The organism is Sphingobacteriaceae bacterium (assembly GCA_002319075.1).
Taxonomy (GTDB): domain Bacteria; phylum Bacteroidota; class Bacteroidia; order B-17B0; family Aurantibacillaceae; genus Aurantibacillus.
The window spans coordinates 3100288-3116205 of the sequence record NVQB01000001.1 but is presented as its reverse complement, the minus strand read 5'-3'; the positions used below and the strand labels follow the sequence as shown (position 1 = coordinate 3116205).

8 protein-coding genes are annotated in these 15918 nt (G+C 41.2%); 5 read left to right on the top strand and 3 right to left on the bottom strand.

Going from position 1 to position 15918, the window contains the following annotated elements:
* The first annotated feature begins 49 nt into the window (after positions 1 to 49).
* From CNR22_13375 to CNR22_13365, 3 genes are all read left to right on the top strand, one after another.
* Positions 50 to 1426 carry a hypothetical protein gene (locus CNR22_13375; protein ID PBQ32723.1) on the top strand — a complete coding sequence of 459 codons (1377 nt, stop codon included), beginning with the start codon at positions 50 to 52 and terminating at the stop codon, positions 1424 to 1426.
* A 1-nt stretch (position 1427) separates the two neighbouring features.
* The gene (locus CNR22_13370) at positions 1428 to 2612 is read left to right on the top strand and encodes a twin-arginine translocation pathway signal (GenBank protein ID PBQ32722.1); all 1185 of its coding nucleotides are present in this window, start codon (positions 1428 to 1430) and stop codon (positions 2610 to 2612) included.
* Positions 2613 to 2718: 106 nt separating this feature from the next.
* A complete protein-coding gene (locus CNR22_13365) occupies positions 2719 to 3393 on the top strand; it encodes a hypothetical protein (GenBank protein ID PBQ32721.1) in 675 nt (224 codons plus the stop codon).
* Between the two features lie 225 nt (positions 3394 to 3618).
* On the opposite strand, the gene CNR22_13360 is transcribed toward CNR22_13365, so the two are convergent.
* Positions 3619 to 5133 carry a glutamate--tRNA ligase gene (locus CNR22_13360; protein PBQ32720.1) on the bottom strand — a complete coding sequence of 505 codons (1515 nt, stop codon included), beginning with the start codon at positions 5131 to 5133 and terminating at the stop codon, positions 3619 to 3621.
* A 45-nt stretch (positions 5134 to 5178) separates the two neighbouring features.
* Here CNR22_13360 and CNR22_13355 point away from each other — a divergent pair, with 45 nt between their 5' ends.
* Positions 5179 to 5514: a cysteine methyltransferase gene (locus CNR22_13355; GenBank protein ID PBQ32719.1), complete on the top strand. Its 336-nt coding sequence runs from the start codon at positions 5179 to 5181 to the stop codon at positions 5512 to 5514.
* Positions 5515 to 5583: 69 nt separating this feature from the next.
* Positions 5584 to 11364 carry a hypothetical protein gene (locus CNR22_13350; GenBank protein PBQ32718.1) on the top strand — a complete coding sequence of 1927 codons (5781 nt, stop codon included), beginning with the start codon at positions 5584 to 5586 and terminating at the stop codon, positions 11362 to 11364.
* A 10-nt stretch (positions 11365 to 11374) separates the two neighbouring features.
* On the opposite strand, the gene CNR22_13345 is transcribed toward CNR22_13350, so the two are convergent.
* The gene (locus tag CNR22_13345; GenBank protein PBQ32717.1) at positions 11375 to 12397 is read right to left on the bottom strand and encodes a hypothetical protein; all 1023 of its coding nucleotides are present in this window, start codon (positions 12395 to 12397) and stop codon (positions 11375 to 11377) included.
* Positions 12398 to 12445: 48 nt separating this feature from the next.
* Complete coding sequence (locus CNR22_13340) at positions 12446 to 15910, bottom strand: copper transporter (GenBank protein ID PBQ32716.1); 3465 nt, start codon at positions 15908 to 15910, stop codon at positions 12446 to 12448.
* Positions 15911 to 15918: the final 8 nt, after the last annotated feature.

The window sequence follows — 15918 nt, the reverse complement described above, 5'->3', positions numbered from 1 at the left end:
ATCCATTTGGATTAAACCTTTTTCGCTAACTTAAGTCTAATTGATAATTATGGGAACTCCGCTTGGCAAAATTTTTCACCTTTTCAGTCGCTTTGGTTTTGGCATTTCATATAAGCAGGCCAATGAGTTAACGCAGGTTGAGTTTAACGAGATAGTAGAGCGACTATTTGTTTTTTCTGCCAACCCACAACCCATTACGGAAATAAACTTCCAGGACATTCCACTTAAAAAAGATGCCATGGCGCAGGGCATGAATAAAAAGGAACTTCAAAAATTAATCAGCGACAAATTACGTGACCTCAATATTGCCTGGACAAAACGATTACTTGTTAGCGAAAAAGAGCTTGTTGAAAAACAAACCCTCTTTTGGCACAATCATTTTTCCTGCAGAATTAACGATCCTTATCTTATGCAGGAGCTTAACAACATTCACCGTCGCCTGGCCTTGTCAAATTTCAGGGACTTGTTAATGGAAGTAAGTAAAAGTCCTGCTATGCTGAATTACCTAAACAATCAGCAGAACAAAAAGCAACATCCTAATGAAAATTTTGCACGCGAACTTATGGAGCTCTTTACTTTGGGAAGAGGAAATTATTCAGAGCAAGATGTAAAAGAAGTTGCGCGAGCTTTTACGGGGTGGAGCTTTAACAAAGAAACTGCGAGCTTCGATTTCAAGGCAAAACAACATGACGACCAGGAGAAAACTATTTTTAATATGACCGGTAACTTTGGCGGCGAGCATGTGATCAACATGATCCTTAACAACAAACAGACCGCTTATTTTCTTTGCACAAAAATGTACCGCTATTATGTTAACGAAGTTGTAAATGAAGAGCATGTAAAAGAACTTGCCGATTTTTATTATCACAGTCAATACAACACCGGCGCCTTGCTACGAAAAATAATGCAAAGTTCCTGGTTTTACAGCGTAGAAAATGCCGGGGCCATTATTAAATCTCCTATTGATTACCTCGTTGTTATGTCGCGTCAATTTAAGATCACTTACACAAATTACAACGTGTTATTTCAATTACAACGCGCCCTCGGACAACAGCTGTTTTATCCACCAAATGTTGCAGGCTGGCCGGGTGGAAAAACATTTATTGATAGCACAACACTCTTACTGCGCATGAAATTGCCTTCCGTTATCCTGAACAATGGTGAGTTAGAAGTGGCTGATAAAATTGACGATCCCGACGACCAGGTAAAATTATCGCCGCTTGTAAACAAAAAATACGAGACCGAAGTTCAATGGCAGGAGATTCTTAACGAAATTTCCGCATTTGATTTTGAAACCCTCATGAGCTTCTATCTGCTGAAAATGCCTTCGCAGGAGATCATTACCAGGATAAAGAGTGATTCGGTGTTTAATAAGAAAGAAATGATTTTGAAAATAGTTTCATTGCCTGAATATAATTTGATGTAAGATGGATAGAAGAAATTTTATAAAAACAAGTTCACTTGCCAGCGGCTATTTTATGATTCCGGGATTTTTAAAACCTCTGGAACGCTTATTCAGCGATACCTCGCAGAAAAAACTGATTGTCATTCAACTTTCAGGTGGAAACGACTGGTTGAATACCGTTATACCTTATAAAAATGATCTTTATTATCAGAAGCGCACCAAGATAGGATTAAAACAAGAAAATTTAATTACGCTTGACAAGCATCAGGCTCTTAACAATTCCTTAGCGAGTCTTAAAGAATTTTACGATAACGGAGAAATGGCAATCGTGAACAACGTTGGATACCCAAATCCCGATCGCTCCCATTTTAGGAGCATGGATATTTGGCAAACTGCAAGTGCAAGTAATGAAATTCTCCAAACCGGTTGGCTGGGAAGATACATGGATAATGAATGTAAGTATCCTTACGACGGCATTGAAGCTGATAACTATTTATCTCTGGCCATGAAGGGTAAACGCTTAAACGGCCTTGCTATAAAGGATATCAAACAACTTTACAGGGAACTAAAAACACCTTATTTCGATGATATTTCAAGTGCTACCAAAAGCGAATTGCTCACTGAAAATAACCAGGGATACTTATACAAGACACTCTTAGACACGCAATCGAGTGTGAATTATATTTACGAAAAGAATAAAATTTTTACCAATTCCTACGAGTATCCCAACACAGCACTTGGCAAGCAGCTAAAAGATATTGCCGGGTTTATCGGAAGCGGTATTACAACTAAGGTTTATTACGTAAGCATGAGCGGGTTTGATACTCACGTAAATCAGGTAGACCGCCAGAATAATTTATTAAAACAGTATTCCGAGGCTGTTACTGCCTTTATTAAAAATTTGAAGGATCTTGGCAAATGGGACGACAGCTTGATTTTTACCTTTAGCGAATTTGGAAGAAGAGTGGAAGAAAATGCCAGCGGTGGCACAGATCACGGCTCTGCCGGTAACGTATTCTTATTCGGAAAAAAATTAAAAAACAACGGCATTGTAAATTCGGCTCCCGATTTAGAGAATCTTGACGAAGGAGATCTAAGATACAGCGTCGATTTCAGAAGCATTTATAAAAACATTCTGAAAGACTGGCTGAATGCCGATGCTGAAAAGCTTATTTCAGGAAGTGTAAAAAATTTTAAAGTAGTATAAACTTTTTCTTTCCAGTCAGGCGATCCAACCAGATATCTTCTTGTACTTCCCAATTACAAAGAATACTCCCGGGTCTGAACATTAGCCAGTTCTTTTTACACCTGCCATGTTACTTTTGATTTGTAATCACGTCGCAAGACCCAAATCTTTAAATATGGCAGACCTACAGACCACGACTACCCAAAGCAATTCAAAAAGAAGAGCAAAAAAACAATCTACCCGTGTAGATATGACTCCAATGGTTGATCTTGCCTTTTTGCTTCTCACCTTTTTTGTCCTCACTGCCACATTTAGCAAGCAGAAATCTATGGAGCTTAGCTTTCCGGCACCAGGAGAACCTTCACACTTAAGAAATGGGATCACGTTTTTATTAAGCAAAGACAACCGTCTTTTTTATTACGAAGGTGAATTCAGAACTTCAGAGTCTGAAAGCCGAAGCAAAACACAACTTCTGGAACTTAGCTTTTCACAAAACGCTCAAAATAGCCTGCATACTTTTCTGCTTTCTAAAAACAAAACCATGCAGGATCAAATCAGGTACCTTGCAGATCAACATTCAAAGGGGCTGCTCAATGATTCTGTTTTTAAACAAAAGGTCGTAGATGCTAAATCCAATTCTGACGCTTTCACTTATCTTATTAAGCCCGATGCTAATGCTACTTACGGAAATGTGATTGACGTGATTGATGAATTAAATATAAACGTAGTTGGAAAATATGTAGTTGCAGACCTTGCTACAACTGAATCGGAATTAGTGGAAGGAATGATCGCACTAAAGTAAATTGGCCCCTCTTTCATGATACCCAAAACTTAAAGCCATGAAAGATTTTAGTTTGCTTGCACTCGGATTCTTTTGTAATTCAGAAAAGAACCTGCTTGCCAGATAATTAGAATTGAAAGCTCAACAAAAGACATTTACCCAAATAATCGCGAATGGCCGCCAACACAATGGTGCAGATGAATAGCCCGGGAAAATTAAAGAACAGTAATTCCCGGGCCTATTCTATTAAAATTTATTCAAGGCGGTTTCGAGACGCTTAACGGTTTCGTCTTTCCCCATTAATGCAAGCATGTCGAAGAGTTGTGGGCCACCTGCAGCTCCTGTTATAAGTACGCGTAATAATTGCATGTCAATTTTACCGGCATCTTTCACAAGATTTTCGAAAGCATCGTGTACATTTTGAGAATTCCAGTCGCTAACGCTTTTAAAAGTAGCAAGCACTTTTGTAAACAGAGGTTTACTGTTTTCGTTCCATTTTTTCGTCATCACTTTTTCATCGTAACTATCAGGAGCAATAAAAATATATTTTCCATGATCCCAGAATTCGTGAACGAACTGAACTTTTTCTTTTACTAGTTTGCAAAACTCAATCATGAACGCTTCATCCTTTTCGAAACCTTTTTCTTTTAAAATAGGTTTAAAGGCTTCCGCTAATTCAGCATCTGATTTTTTGCGCAGATATTGTTGATTGAACCATTTTGCTTTTTCAGGATCAAACTTGGCACCGCTTTTGTGCACACGTTCAAATTCAAAAATCTTTCCTAATTCTTCCACTGTAAAAAGTTCTTCGTTATTCCCTGGGTTCCATCCCAATAAGGCAAGGATGTTTACAAAGGCTTCAGGGTAATACCCCGTTTCTTTGTAACCAACGTACGGCGTGGCTTCACGAGGATCTTTCCAGCTTAAAGGAAACACAGGGAAGCGTGCTTCACGTTTAGATATTTTTCCATTGCCATCCGGATTTAAGATCAAAGGTAAATGCGCCAGTTTCGGCATCTCATTTTCCAAACCTAAATACCGGTAAATTAAAATATGTGCCGGTGCACTTGGCAACCATTCTTCGCCACGTACGGCGTGAGAAATTTCCATTTCGATGTCGTCCACAATATGCGCCAGGTGATACGTTGGCATGCCGTCGCTTTTCAATAACACTTTATCATCTACCTGAGCGGAGTTTACAGTTACCCAACCGCGAATAATATCATTAAAACGAATCTCTTCATTACGCGGAACTTTTAAACGCACCACATATTTTTCGCCGCTCTCCAATAAACGTTTTACTTCATCTTCAGGGAGTGTTAAAGAGTTACGCATGTTTTGGCGCGTTACTGCATTGTACTGCGGAGAAGCCATCTTAGCGGCTTCCAGGCGCTTACGCATCGCATCTAATTCTTCTGACGTATCAAAAGCATAATATGCGTGACCTGATTCAATGAGTTTATCGGCGTATTTTTTATAAATGCCTAATTCTTTGCGTTCACTTTGGCGGTAAGGTGCGTGTTTGCCATCTCCAAATCCTACGCCTTCGTTGGGTTCAATGCCGCACCATTTAAGTGCACTTACAATATAATCTTCAGCGCCTTCTACAAAGCGTGTCTGGTCGGTATCTTCAATTCTTAAAATAAAATCGCCGCCATGTTTTTTAGCGAATAAATAATTAAACAAAGCTGTACGCACACCACCCATGTGTAATCCACCTGTAGGACTGGGTGCAAATCTAACTCTAACACGTTTTTCCATAGTTTGCAAAGATAATCGAAATGTTCTACTTTGCCGTAGATTTTTATGCCAGAAAAAGACTTTTTCCAGATGGTTTACCAGGTTGTAAGACTGATTCCAAAAGGTCGGGTTACCAGCTACGGGGCCATTGCCGCTTCTCTTGGAGCTAAAACTTCGTCACGCCTGGTGGGTTATGCAATGAATGGCGCGCACAAGGTAAAACCTAAAGTTCCGGCTCATAGAGTTGTAAATCGCAATGGACTTCTAACCGGAAAACACCATTTTGAAACTCCTTATCAGATGCAGGAACTCCTGGAAAAAGAAAAGGTAAAAGTAAAAGAGGATAAGGTTCAGGATTTTAAAAACCTCTACTGGGACCCCATGGAAGAATTAAAATTGTAAGCTGGATTTTCTACGCCTACTATTGCACTTTCAAGAAATTTTCATAGTTTTACTCTACACACAAAACCCATGAAATTTATAATCCAACATTTTTCAAAAAGAAGAGTTCTTAAAACCCTACGCTTGTTCGTTTTAGTTTCTTCACTCGCTTTAAATCATTCGTTAAAGGCGCAATGCGCGCTTTACCCGGTTTCTTTGGCGGAGACAATAAACAATAGTTCCACAGTTGCAGAAGGCAAAATCATTTCAAAAAAATCTTTCTGGAACCAGGAGGGAAATTACATATACACGTCCAACCTGGTGAGGATTTCCCAGCTTATGAAGGGATCTTTGCTCAGCTCGACTCTAGAAGTTATAACCGAAGGTGGAGAAATAGACTTTAAAAAACAACTTGTAGAACCTTCTCTGCAGTTAAATATAGGTGATGAAGGAATCTTTACCTTAAACGCTTTTGAAGAAGTCTCATCCCAGTTCGGCTTTGCAACTTTTCGTCCTTATGCAGACCAGCAAGGATTTATTAAATACGAAGCTGTTGATGGATCAGCTCACGCCCCTTTTAGAAACTATACAAGCATCGGCAACGATCTCTATCAGAAACTGGCCACTATCCTTGGCACCACGCTTACTCCCTATTCCGGCTCCGCAGGCAAAGGTTATAATCCTTCTACGATTTCTTCCATCACGGGAATGTCGCCCCTTACTATTACCGCCGGAACATTTAGTGTTCTTACCATCAGTGGATCCGGCTTCGGAACAACGCAGAGTACTTCTATTGTTGAATTCAGCAATGCCGACGATGGCGGCTCAACATTTATCCAGCCAGATGCTTCGCAATATGTTTCCTGGAGCAATACCCAGATTCAGGTGATTGTGCCTACCCGCTCAGGATCGGGTACAGGCACGGCAGGGACCGGGCTTGTGCGTGTTACTGTCTTGGGGAGTTCTACATTAAGCGCTCAAACATTAACTGTAGATTATGGCGAATTAAACCTTTACTACAGTACTACAGGCAAAGTTTACAATACACAACATGTTAACCTCAATGGCAATGGAGGCATCACCTGGCAAATGTATAATGCTTTCGATTCAGATGCCTCAGCAAAAGCATCCTTTATCAGAGCCCTTCAAAGCTGGCGTTGTGCTACCCATATTAACTGGCTAACCGGCAGTACTACAACTACAAATGTTATTGCGTTGGACGGAGTAAGTGTTGTGCGTTTTGATATTGGTTCTGAATTACCTAATGGCGTACTCGGCCGTTGCACCAGCTATTTCAGCGGCTGTAGCACCGGCACCGTTGTTAATTGGTATGTAAGCGAATTGGACATTTGTTTCGACGAACCTTCTACAAGCGTTATCACCTGGCAATTTGGTCCCACGGCGGCGAGCGGTTCGCAATATGATTTTGAGTCCTGTGCCCTTCATGAATTAGGACATGGTCACCAGCTCTCACACGTTATCAATTCTAACGATGTTATGCATTATGCTTTAGCCAATGCCCAAAATAACCGCAACCTGGTTGCTCAAAATTTGAATGCAGGTAATGACGTGATGTCACGAAACACCACTGCATCGGTTTGTGGCTATTCTGTAATGACAGCCTTGACCGCAACTAACTGCCTGCTCTCTGTGCCCGTAGCTTCCTTTGTTTTAACTTCGTCGGTATGCGCCGGACAGACAGTTGCCCTCAATGATCTTTCTACGAACGTTCCCAGTTCCTGGTCGTGGACTATGACTGGCGGAAGTCCGTCAAGCTCCACTGTTCAAAATACCTCTGTTCTTTTTGCTTCGGCCGGCAATTACTCTGTTTCATTAGCAGTAGCTAATGCTTTTGGTACATCCACGGTACTAACAAAAACTATAACGGTAGTGGCCACGCCTGTTGTAGTAATTCCTCAGGCAAGTTTATGTTCAGGAAATTCAACGCTGGTAACAGCAACGGGCGCTACGAGTTATACCTGGAATCCCGGTGCGTTAACGGGAAGCACACAAACCTTAAACCCGGCGTCGACAACTATCTATACAGTTATGGGAAGTAATGGCAGTTGTATCGGAACTACAAGCAGCACACTAACGGTTATCAACACACCGACTATTTCCGTTCCCAATGCAAGTATTTGTAACGGTAGTTCTACTTTAATAACAGCGGGCGGCGCTGCCTCTTACACCTGGAATCCGGGAAATCTTACCGGAATATCGCAGAATTTAAATCCCACGGTTACAACTGTTTACACGGTGACTGGAGCAAATGGTTCGTGTTTTGCCGCGGCCACTGCTGTTTTTACGATCAGCGTGACAAATGTTCCAACGGTCAGCGTTCCCAATGCAACTATTTGTTCAGGCACGTCTACGTTAATAGCCGCGGGTGGCGCCACCTCTTACACATGGAACCCGGGCAATTTAACAGGGGCTTCTCAAAATTTGAATCCCACTGCTCAAACTATATATACGGTAACGGGTGCTAACGGTTTGTGTACGGCAGCTTCTCTGTTTACACTATACGTTAATATCACTCCAGGTTTGAGCGTTTCTAATGCGAGCATTTGTTCAGGTACTTCTACCACATCTATAGCAAGTGGCGCCAGCACATACACATGGATGCCAGGTAATCTAAGCGGCTCTGCAACTGCTCTTAGTCCCACCGCTACAACTATCTATTCTATCACGGGAGCTATCGGCACCTGCACAAGTATATCGCATGTGACTGTGTTTGTTACCACCACACCTACCGTGCTTGTTTCTGCTTCTTCCACCCTTTGCGCCGGAAATTCTGCTATCAAAACCGCCAGCGGCGCGACAAGTTTCACCTGGCTTCCCGGAGGCTTAACCGGAAATTCGCAAACCTTTACTCCTCTATCTACAACCAATTATACAGTAGTTGGGGCAAATGGTTCTTGCACGCATACAAATACAAGTGCAGTAAGTGTATATGCTTTACCTTCTGTTTTTGCTATCGCAGTACCAGCAACTATTTGTGTGGGAAATACTTCAACGCTCGCCGCCGCTGGTGGCATGACGTATACGTGGACGAACAGCGTGCCCGGCTTTAGCCTCACGGGTGCTAGTCCCACCGTTAATCCGCTGTCAAATACACTTTACTCTGTTGCCGCTTTCGATGGCACTTGTATTGCAAACACTACCATTTCTGTACAAGTGGATCCTTATCCTGTGGTGAGCGTAAATTCTACGTCCGCGTGTTCGGGTAGTACTGCAATACTATCGGCAAGTGGCGCTTCAAGCTATAATTGGAACCCGGGATTTTTAAGCGGCGCAAGTCAAACTTTAAATCCCACTGCTACCACTGTGTACACTGTAACAGGCACCAATCCTTCGGGATGCGCAACTAGCATTACGGCCACCCTTTCCATTGCCCCACTACCCACTCTATTTTCAATTTCTTCTCCCACACTCCTATGCGCGGGTGAAGTCTCAACTCTCACGGCTACAGGCGGAGGTGGAAGTGGGGGTCCGATTAGTTATTCATGGAGTAACGGCTTAGGGAATTCCGGTAATGCAATCGCCTCTCCAACCACCACAACTATTTATACTGTAACAGGATCTGATGGCCTTTGTGCGACTACAAGTACTGTTTTAATTCAGGTTAACCCGGTTCCCACACTTACTATCACAGCCAGTAGTTTAAGTATTTGCTCAGGACAATCCGCTACATTAACGGCAAGCGGTGCCACCAGTTACTTATGGCCACAGACTTTATCAAGCGGTAGTATCACAACCGTTACTCCGCCCCTTACCTTTACCTGTCTATTAGAAGGTAGTTTTACCAGTGGCTGCACCTCCACAACTGCAATTACTATATCCGTTGCACCCACTCCAACTTTAAACATCAGTGCTTCACCCACAAGTCTTTGCCAGGGCCAAACCACAACTATCACCGCAAGTGGCGCGGCTACCTATGTTTGGAACCCAGGCATTATAACCGGCTCGGCTCAGATAATAGGTCCAAGTGCAAGTACTAATTATTCCATAACAGGAACAACCGGCGCTTGTTCTTCTACAAATACGCTGGCTATAACGGTTTATTCTCCACCGGTAGTTTTTGCCATTGTTGTTCCAACTGTTATTTGTGCAGGATCAAATGCAAGCCTTGCGGCCGCCGGAGGAATGACTTATACCTGGACGAATGGTGTTCCCGGATTCAGTCTGACTGGCGCAAGTCCGATAACAAATCCTACCGTTACCACTAACTACACAGTTGCTGTGTCTGATGGCACGTGTATAAACACAACGACTGTCTTATTACAGGTTAATCCGGTTCCCATTCTTACAATTTCGCCTCTAAACGCAAGTATCTGTTCCGGGCAAACGGCTACACTTACAGCGAGTGGTGCGAATTCATACACATGGTTGCCAGGCGCCTCAAGCGGTAGTATGATAACCGCTAGTCCAGCAAGCTCAACTTCCTATACATTGCAGGGAAGTCTGTTAACTGGCTGCGCAACTACTTCCGTTGTTCCACTTAGTGTTTCGCCTTTGCCTTCATTAATTGCCACTGCCTCACAAACGAGCGTATGTGCGGGTGTTCCTGCTTCGTTATCTGCAAGTGGTGCATCAACCTATATTTGGAGTCCTGGTAACCTCACAGGTGCGTCCATTCCCATAACTCCTTCCGTTAGCACGATATATACTGTGACCGGCACTTCTTCTTTAGGTTGCAGTAACAGTGAAACTGTTGGAGTTGCAGTTTACACACTTTACGCGTATGCAAGCTTTACGCCTGGTATTCTATGTGTTGGTCAGTCGGCTACGCTTAGTTTATTTGGAGGAACAAGTTACACCTGGGCCCAGGTTGCTTCCTCTTCATCAAGTATAGTTGTTAGTCCGACCGTTAACACCATTTATAATTTTACTGTTATGAATGGCCCTTGTTATGCGGTTAGCTCCCTGCAGGTTTTTGTCAATCCAGCTCCTAACTTAATATTAGGTAATCCCGGAACCACCACCCTCTGTGCCGGCAACTCCTTATTCTTAAATGCAATTGGTGCTGACGTTTATAACTGGCAACCCGGAAACATTTCCGGAAGCACTGTCAGCTTCAATCCTTCTTCCACCACTATCTATACGGTTACAGGAACCTTCACAAATTCCGGATGCTCTTCCGAGAGCAACATTACGTTAACCGTTATACCTAAACCGTCCATAAACGTTAGTCCTGTTCAAAGCCCTTTATGCACTAACACAACTGCTACATTAACAGCAACAGGCTCCAACGCTTACACATGGACCCCCGGAAATCTTACCGGCGCATCTCAAACGGTTATTCCTTCCGGCTACATAACTTTCACTATCGATGGAAGCAGTCAGAACTGCGGAACAACAACCAGCATCATCACCATTCCTGTAAATCCATCACCGACTATTACAGCAATTTATGGCCAGGATATCTGCATTGGTCAGCCAAACCTCATTCTCCCTTCCGGTGCAACCGCCTATACCTATCAACCGGGTAATTTAACCGGATCATTGGTACTTGTAACTCCAACATCCTCTACCACCTATACAATTATCGGATCATTCCAGGGATGTTATTCAACACTTGACAATGTGTTGGTGAATGTGACTATTTGCGATGGTATCGCAGAACAAAATGCCGCTATGAATTTTAACGTGTATCCAAATCCTGCTAACGATAAAATAACAGTAGACTTCGGAAAACCATTTAGTGGAAAAGTGATGCTCGTGAATGCATTGGGACAACTCCTTGCTGAAAAAGAAATAATGGAACTTAATCAGACGGATTTCGTTTTAGCTATTTATCCGCAAGGTATATATTTCCTGAAATTGAGCTACGGGCCTAAAAACTATGCAGTAATCAAATTGATAAAACACTAAAAATAGCTCCTTACTTTTTTTCCTGGATATATTTTACAATAGCTTTAAGTGCTGCGTCTAAATCTGACTGGCCGCTTATGTAGGGATCCCAATACTCTTTACAGGCTTCCACTGTGGCTTTAAAGTCAGGAAATTTTTCTTCGAATTTCATTTGTACATAATAGGGGAAAATTAATTTGCCTTCTTTTGCCCACTGTTTGTCCATCACATTGCCAGTGGTGTAAAAAATCATGTTGTGCCAAAGGTTAATGGTTTTGCGGATATCTTTCCCTTTAGCAAGAACTTTTATTTTGCCCTCCACTTTATCTACCAAAAAATGAGAAGTCTCGTGAAAAACAACTTCTGTTGCCAGCTCACCTTTATTTGAACCGCGTGATGCAGCAAAAATAATGTGAGGCATAAGGTCATGGTAAGTATAAGCTCCCGCCCAGGTGGCGTAACAAGTTAAATCAACGGTTATTTTTTTACTTTGCGGTAACTGTGTCTGATAAATTCTTTCCAATTCAGGAACGACCGCTGTTTCTTGTTTTACCAGCTGATCTTTTGTAGCGAGAATCCACTTTTTATTTTCAGCGTCCAGCTCTTTCCAGTACAACTTATTAAAATAGGGCTGAAAGATCTTGATTTGATCGAGTGTTCGCAACTGCCAGGCCAGAGTTGGTGTGGTGCCCTGACTTAATCTATCCGTAAAATCACGCATCAAACTATCAAGCAATAAATCTTTTGCCGTTAAAGAATCGCGGTAATACATCAGCACCGCGTTTAAAGTTTTAAGATCTGCGGGTTTTACTAATTTCAGTTTGTCCTTAAAAGAATAATAGGCTAAAGAATCTTCATGCACCTTTTTAAATTTGCAGCCCATAGCTCTGTTGTACAGGTACAGATGTGCGTTTAATTGTGGATTGCTCTGAAAGCTGTAGTATTTTGTTTCAAGTAAAACTGTTTTCTGAGGCACCGTAACCACCGGTTTCTGCGAATAGAGTGCCGTGTTATAAATACAAATTGTCAGAAAAATAAATAAGAGCTGTTTCATATTTCAAATTTAAAAAAAAAGCTCCCTCGTTAAAGGGAGCTTTTAAGTCTAGTAATCTAAGTTACCGTAATCTAATTTCTTACCCTGTATAAAAAGTAAGAGTTGTAAAAAGGCAACTAAAAATGGCACATACATTACTGCTACAGGTAATCCGAAATGTTTTAGAATGATTACTGATTTGCGTCTTAATCTTTCAGTGATCAAATACATAGCAGGAATCAATAATAAAGTAAGGGCTGTTGCGAATAATAAACCGAAGATCATGGTCCAGCTCAAAGGACCGAAGAAAGCAACGTTATCACCACCAAAGAAAATATTAGGCCTTCCACTTGCAAATAAAGTTTCGAAATTAATATTGAAACCCACAGCTAAAGGAATTAAACCTAATACTGCTGCGGTAGCTGTAAGAATTACAGGAGTCATACGCGTTCTGCCAGCCTCGATAGCTGCATCGTAAAGATTCATTCCACCTTCACGTGCAAACTCGGCAAACTCCACAAGTAAGATACCATTCCTTACAACGATACCACCAAGAGCAATAATACCTACACCGGTCATTACAATACTCATTTCCATTTTAAAGACAGATACGCCGATAAGCACCCCCGCAATACTGAAAACAATTTCAGATAAGATGATTAAAGGTTTACCAAGCGAGTTGAATAAACTCACTAAAACCAATAACATCAACCCAACAGCAATTAACATGGCATTTCCAAGGAAGCCCATTGTTTCTTGTTGTTCCTCTTTATCACCTGCAAATTTCACAATTACATCGCCGGTCTTTTTATAATCTTTCATCACTGTCTGTAAATTAGCAACTACTTCATTCGCGTTGTAACCATCTTTCACATCTGATGATAAAGTGATAACACGTTTATCGTTTTTACGTTTAATACCCGAATAAGTATAATCGTAACGCACGTTGGCTACCGCAGAAATAGGCACACTTCTTACTACTCCACCCATGTTCATATCACGGTAAGTGAGTTTAAGATTACGAATAGTTTCAATATCGCTTCTTTGATCTAACTGGTAACGTAGCATTACTTTGTATTCGTCATCCACGTCTCTGAATTTTGTAGATTCTTTACCATAAACAGCGTTACGAATTTCCATAGCAACCTGAGCCGTAGAAATACCTTCTCTTAAAGCACGTTCGCGATCAATATCAAATACAATTTCAGGTTTGTTACTCACAAAATCCGATTTTAAATTGTCAACCCCGGCAACACCAGCTTTAGTAATAAATTTTTTAAGGTCTTCCGAATTCTGCGTTAACTCAGCAAAATCCTCGCCAATAATTTCAATACTGATTGGTTTAGGAGTTGGCGGACCACTTTGTTCCTTATTCACAACGATATCCACACCTGGAAGGTCCCACTTCAGGCTCTGTAACTTTTGTAAATAGTCTGTTGTAGAAGTCCCGTGACGGTGCTCGAATTCAACGAAAGCGATCGCAATTTTACCACGGTTAGGATAAGAGTTTTGATCTCCATCACGCGGATCGGTTGTACCAATAGTTACGTTGGTGATCATGGATTCAACGAGAGGATTATTTTTTCCAAGAACCGTTTCTACTTTCGCTTCCACTTTACGCATCAAATCGTTGGTGATCTTCGGATCTGTTCCGTCAGGTAATTTTACGTAGACGTAAACGTTGTTTGGATCTCCACTAGGGAAAAATACCACTTTTGGCGAACGCACTGCAAATAAAACAAAAGAGAAAATCAAGATTATAAATGTGTAAGCCAATGGTCTCCATGGTTTACGTAAACACCACTCTAAAACTTTCACATAACGGTTTACAAAACCAGGCCAGATTCTAAACTGCCAGGCTTCGATAGCTTTGTAAAGCAATAAACGATTTAGTACAAGGAAACCCGCCAGGAAAGCTGTGAAGTTACCAATAGCAATATGTCCGCTTGCATAAGAACAGATAGCGATAAAAGCATACAACATTAATTGTAAACGTGCAGCCTTTGTTATTTTACCATGTTGTTTGCTTTCTTCGTCGTGCGACTTCATAAAGTCAACCGCAAACACAGGATTAATAATATAGGCAACAAATAAGGACGCTAATAAGGATATAATTAAAGTAACAGGTAAGAAGTACATGAACTTACCAATAATACCCGACCAGAAAACCAATGGAATAAAAGGTGCAAGTGTTGTGATGGTACCTGACAGTACCGGTAAGAATACTTCACCAACAGCCATCTTAGCGGCTGTTTTAATATCGCGTTTACCATTATCAAAAATACGGTGCGTATTTTCAATTACTACGATGGCGTCATCCACCACAATCCCCAGGGCGAGAATGAAGGAGAAGAGCACGATCATATTAAATGAGAATCCAATGCTTGGCATAATTAAAAAGGCAATGAACATTGAAAGTGGTACAGAAAGCGCCACGAATAAGGCATTGGTTACTCCCATAAAGAACATCAATACAACCGTTACGAGTATAAACCCAATGATGATGGTATTAATTAAATCCTGTAAAGTAACCTTCGTTTTATTACTTTGGTCACCACTGATAGTAATTTCAAGTCCTTTAGGAAATTCTGTCTTTTTCATTTCCTCGATCGTGGCTTTGATTTTATCAGCAGCGTTAATTAAGTTTTCTCCCGAACGTTTAATAACGTTTAAGGTGATAACGTTTTTTCCACTTGAACTTGAATAAGATTCTTTTTCTTCAAAACCATCCACTACAGTTGCAAAGTCCTTAATCTTAAGTCTCGCACCTACTGCAGAGGTTACAAGAATTTCTTCAATTTCTTTCGGATCTTTAAATTCACTTTTTATATTGATCGTTGGCTTCATCCCATTTAAAGGGATATTACCACCTGAAATAGTAAGGTTTTCAGAAGAAATGGCACGCGATACATCGTCCATTGTTAACTGAGCAGCCTGTAATTTATAGGCGTCAATATTTACCTGGATCTCACGCTCCAGAGCACCAACCAATTTTACTTCGTTGATCTCTTTTAAACCTTCTACTTTATCCTGAAGATCTTCAGCATATTTTTTCAGGAGTTTTAAATCGTAGTTACCGGCAATGTTAATGTACATGATCGGGATCTCAGAGAAGGCGATTTCTTTAATGATAGGCTCGCGTGTTAATGTTTGTGGTATATCAGCACGCGCTTCATCCACAGCATCTTTTACTTTTGATTTCGCGATATCTACTTTTACATCGGTACGGAACTCCACCACAATTACCGAAACGTCCTGAAGGGAAGTACTATTAAATTTCTTAATACCAGAAATTCCTTTCAAACGTTTTTCTATCGGTTTGGTGATTGTGTTTTCGATATTGGTTGGAGAGTTACCACCATTAATGGTATTGATATAAATAGTAGGAACCGTAATATCCGGAAACTGTTCTTTAGGGAGCGAGTTATAAGCTCTGATCCCCATGATACAGATAATGATCGTAACTATATAGATAGCTACCTTATTATCTATGGCCCAACTGGAGGGTTTAAATTCTTTTACTTTATCTAACATGATACTTT

Excerpts from the sequence above, each read along its gene's own strand:
- CNR22_13355 (PBQ32719.1), top strand. The coding sequence starts at position 5,179 with ATGCCAGAAAAAGACTTTTTCCAGATGGTTTACCAGGTTGTAAGACTG.
- CNR22_13340 (PBQ32716.1), bottom strand. The coding sequence starts at position 15,910 with ATGTTAGATAAAGTAAAAGAATTTAAACCCTCCAGTTGGGCCATAGAT.
- CNR22_13350 (PBQ32718.1), top strand. The coding sequence starts at position 5,584 with ATGAAATTTATAATCCAACATTTTTCAAAAAGAAGAGTTCTTAAAACC.
- CNR22_13375 (PBQ32723.1), top strand. The coding sequence starts at position 50 with ATGGGAACTCCGCTTGGCAAAATTTTTCACCTTTTCAGTCGCTTTGGT.
- CNR22_13345 (PBQ32717.1), bottom strand. The coding sequence starts at position 12,397 with ATGAAACAGCTCTTATTTATTTTTCTGACAATTTGTATTTATAACACG.
- CNR22_13370 (PBQ32722.1), top strand. The coding sequence starts at position 1,428 with ATGGATAGAAGAAATTTTATAAAAACAAGTTCACTTGCCAGCGGCTAT.
- CNR22_13365 (PBQ32721.1), top strand. The coding sequence starts at position 2,719 with ATGTTACTTTTGATTTGTAATCACGTCGCAAGACCCAAATCTTTAAAT.
- CNR22_13360 (PBQ32720.1), bottom strand. The coding sequence starts at position 5,133 with ATGGAAAAACGTGTTAGAGTTAGATTTGCACCCAGTCCTACAGGTGGA.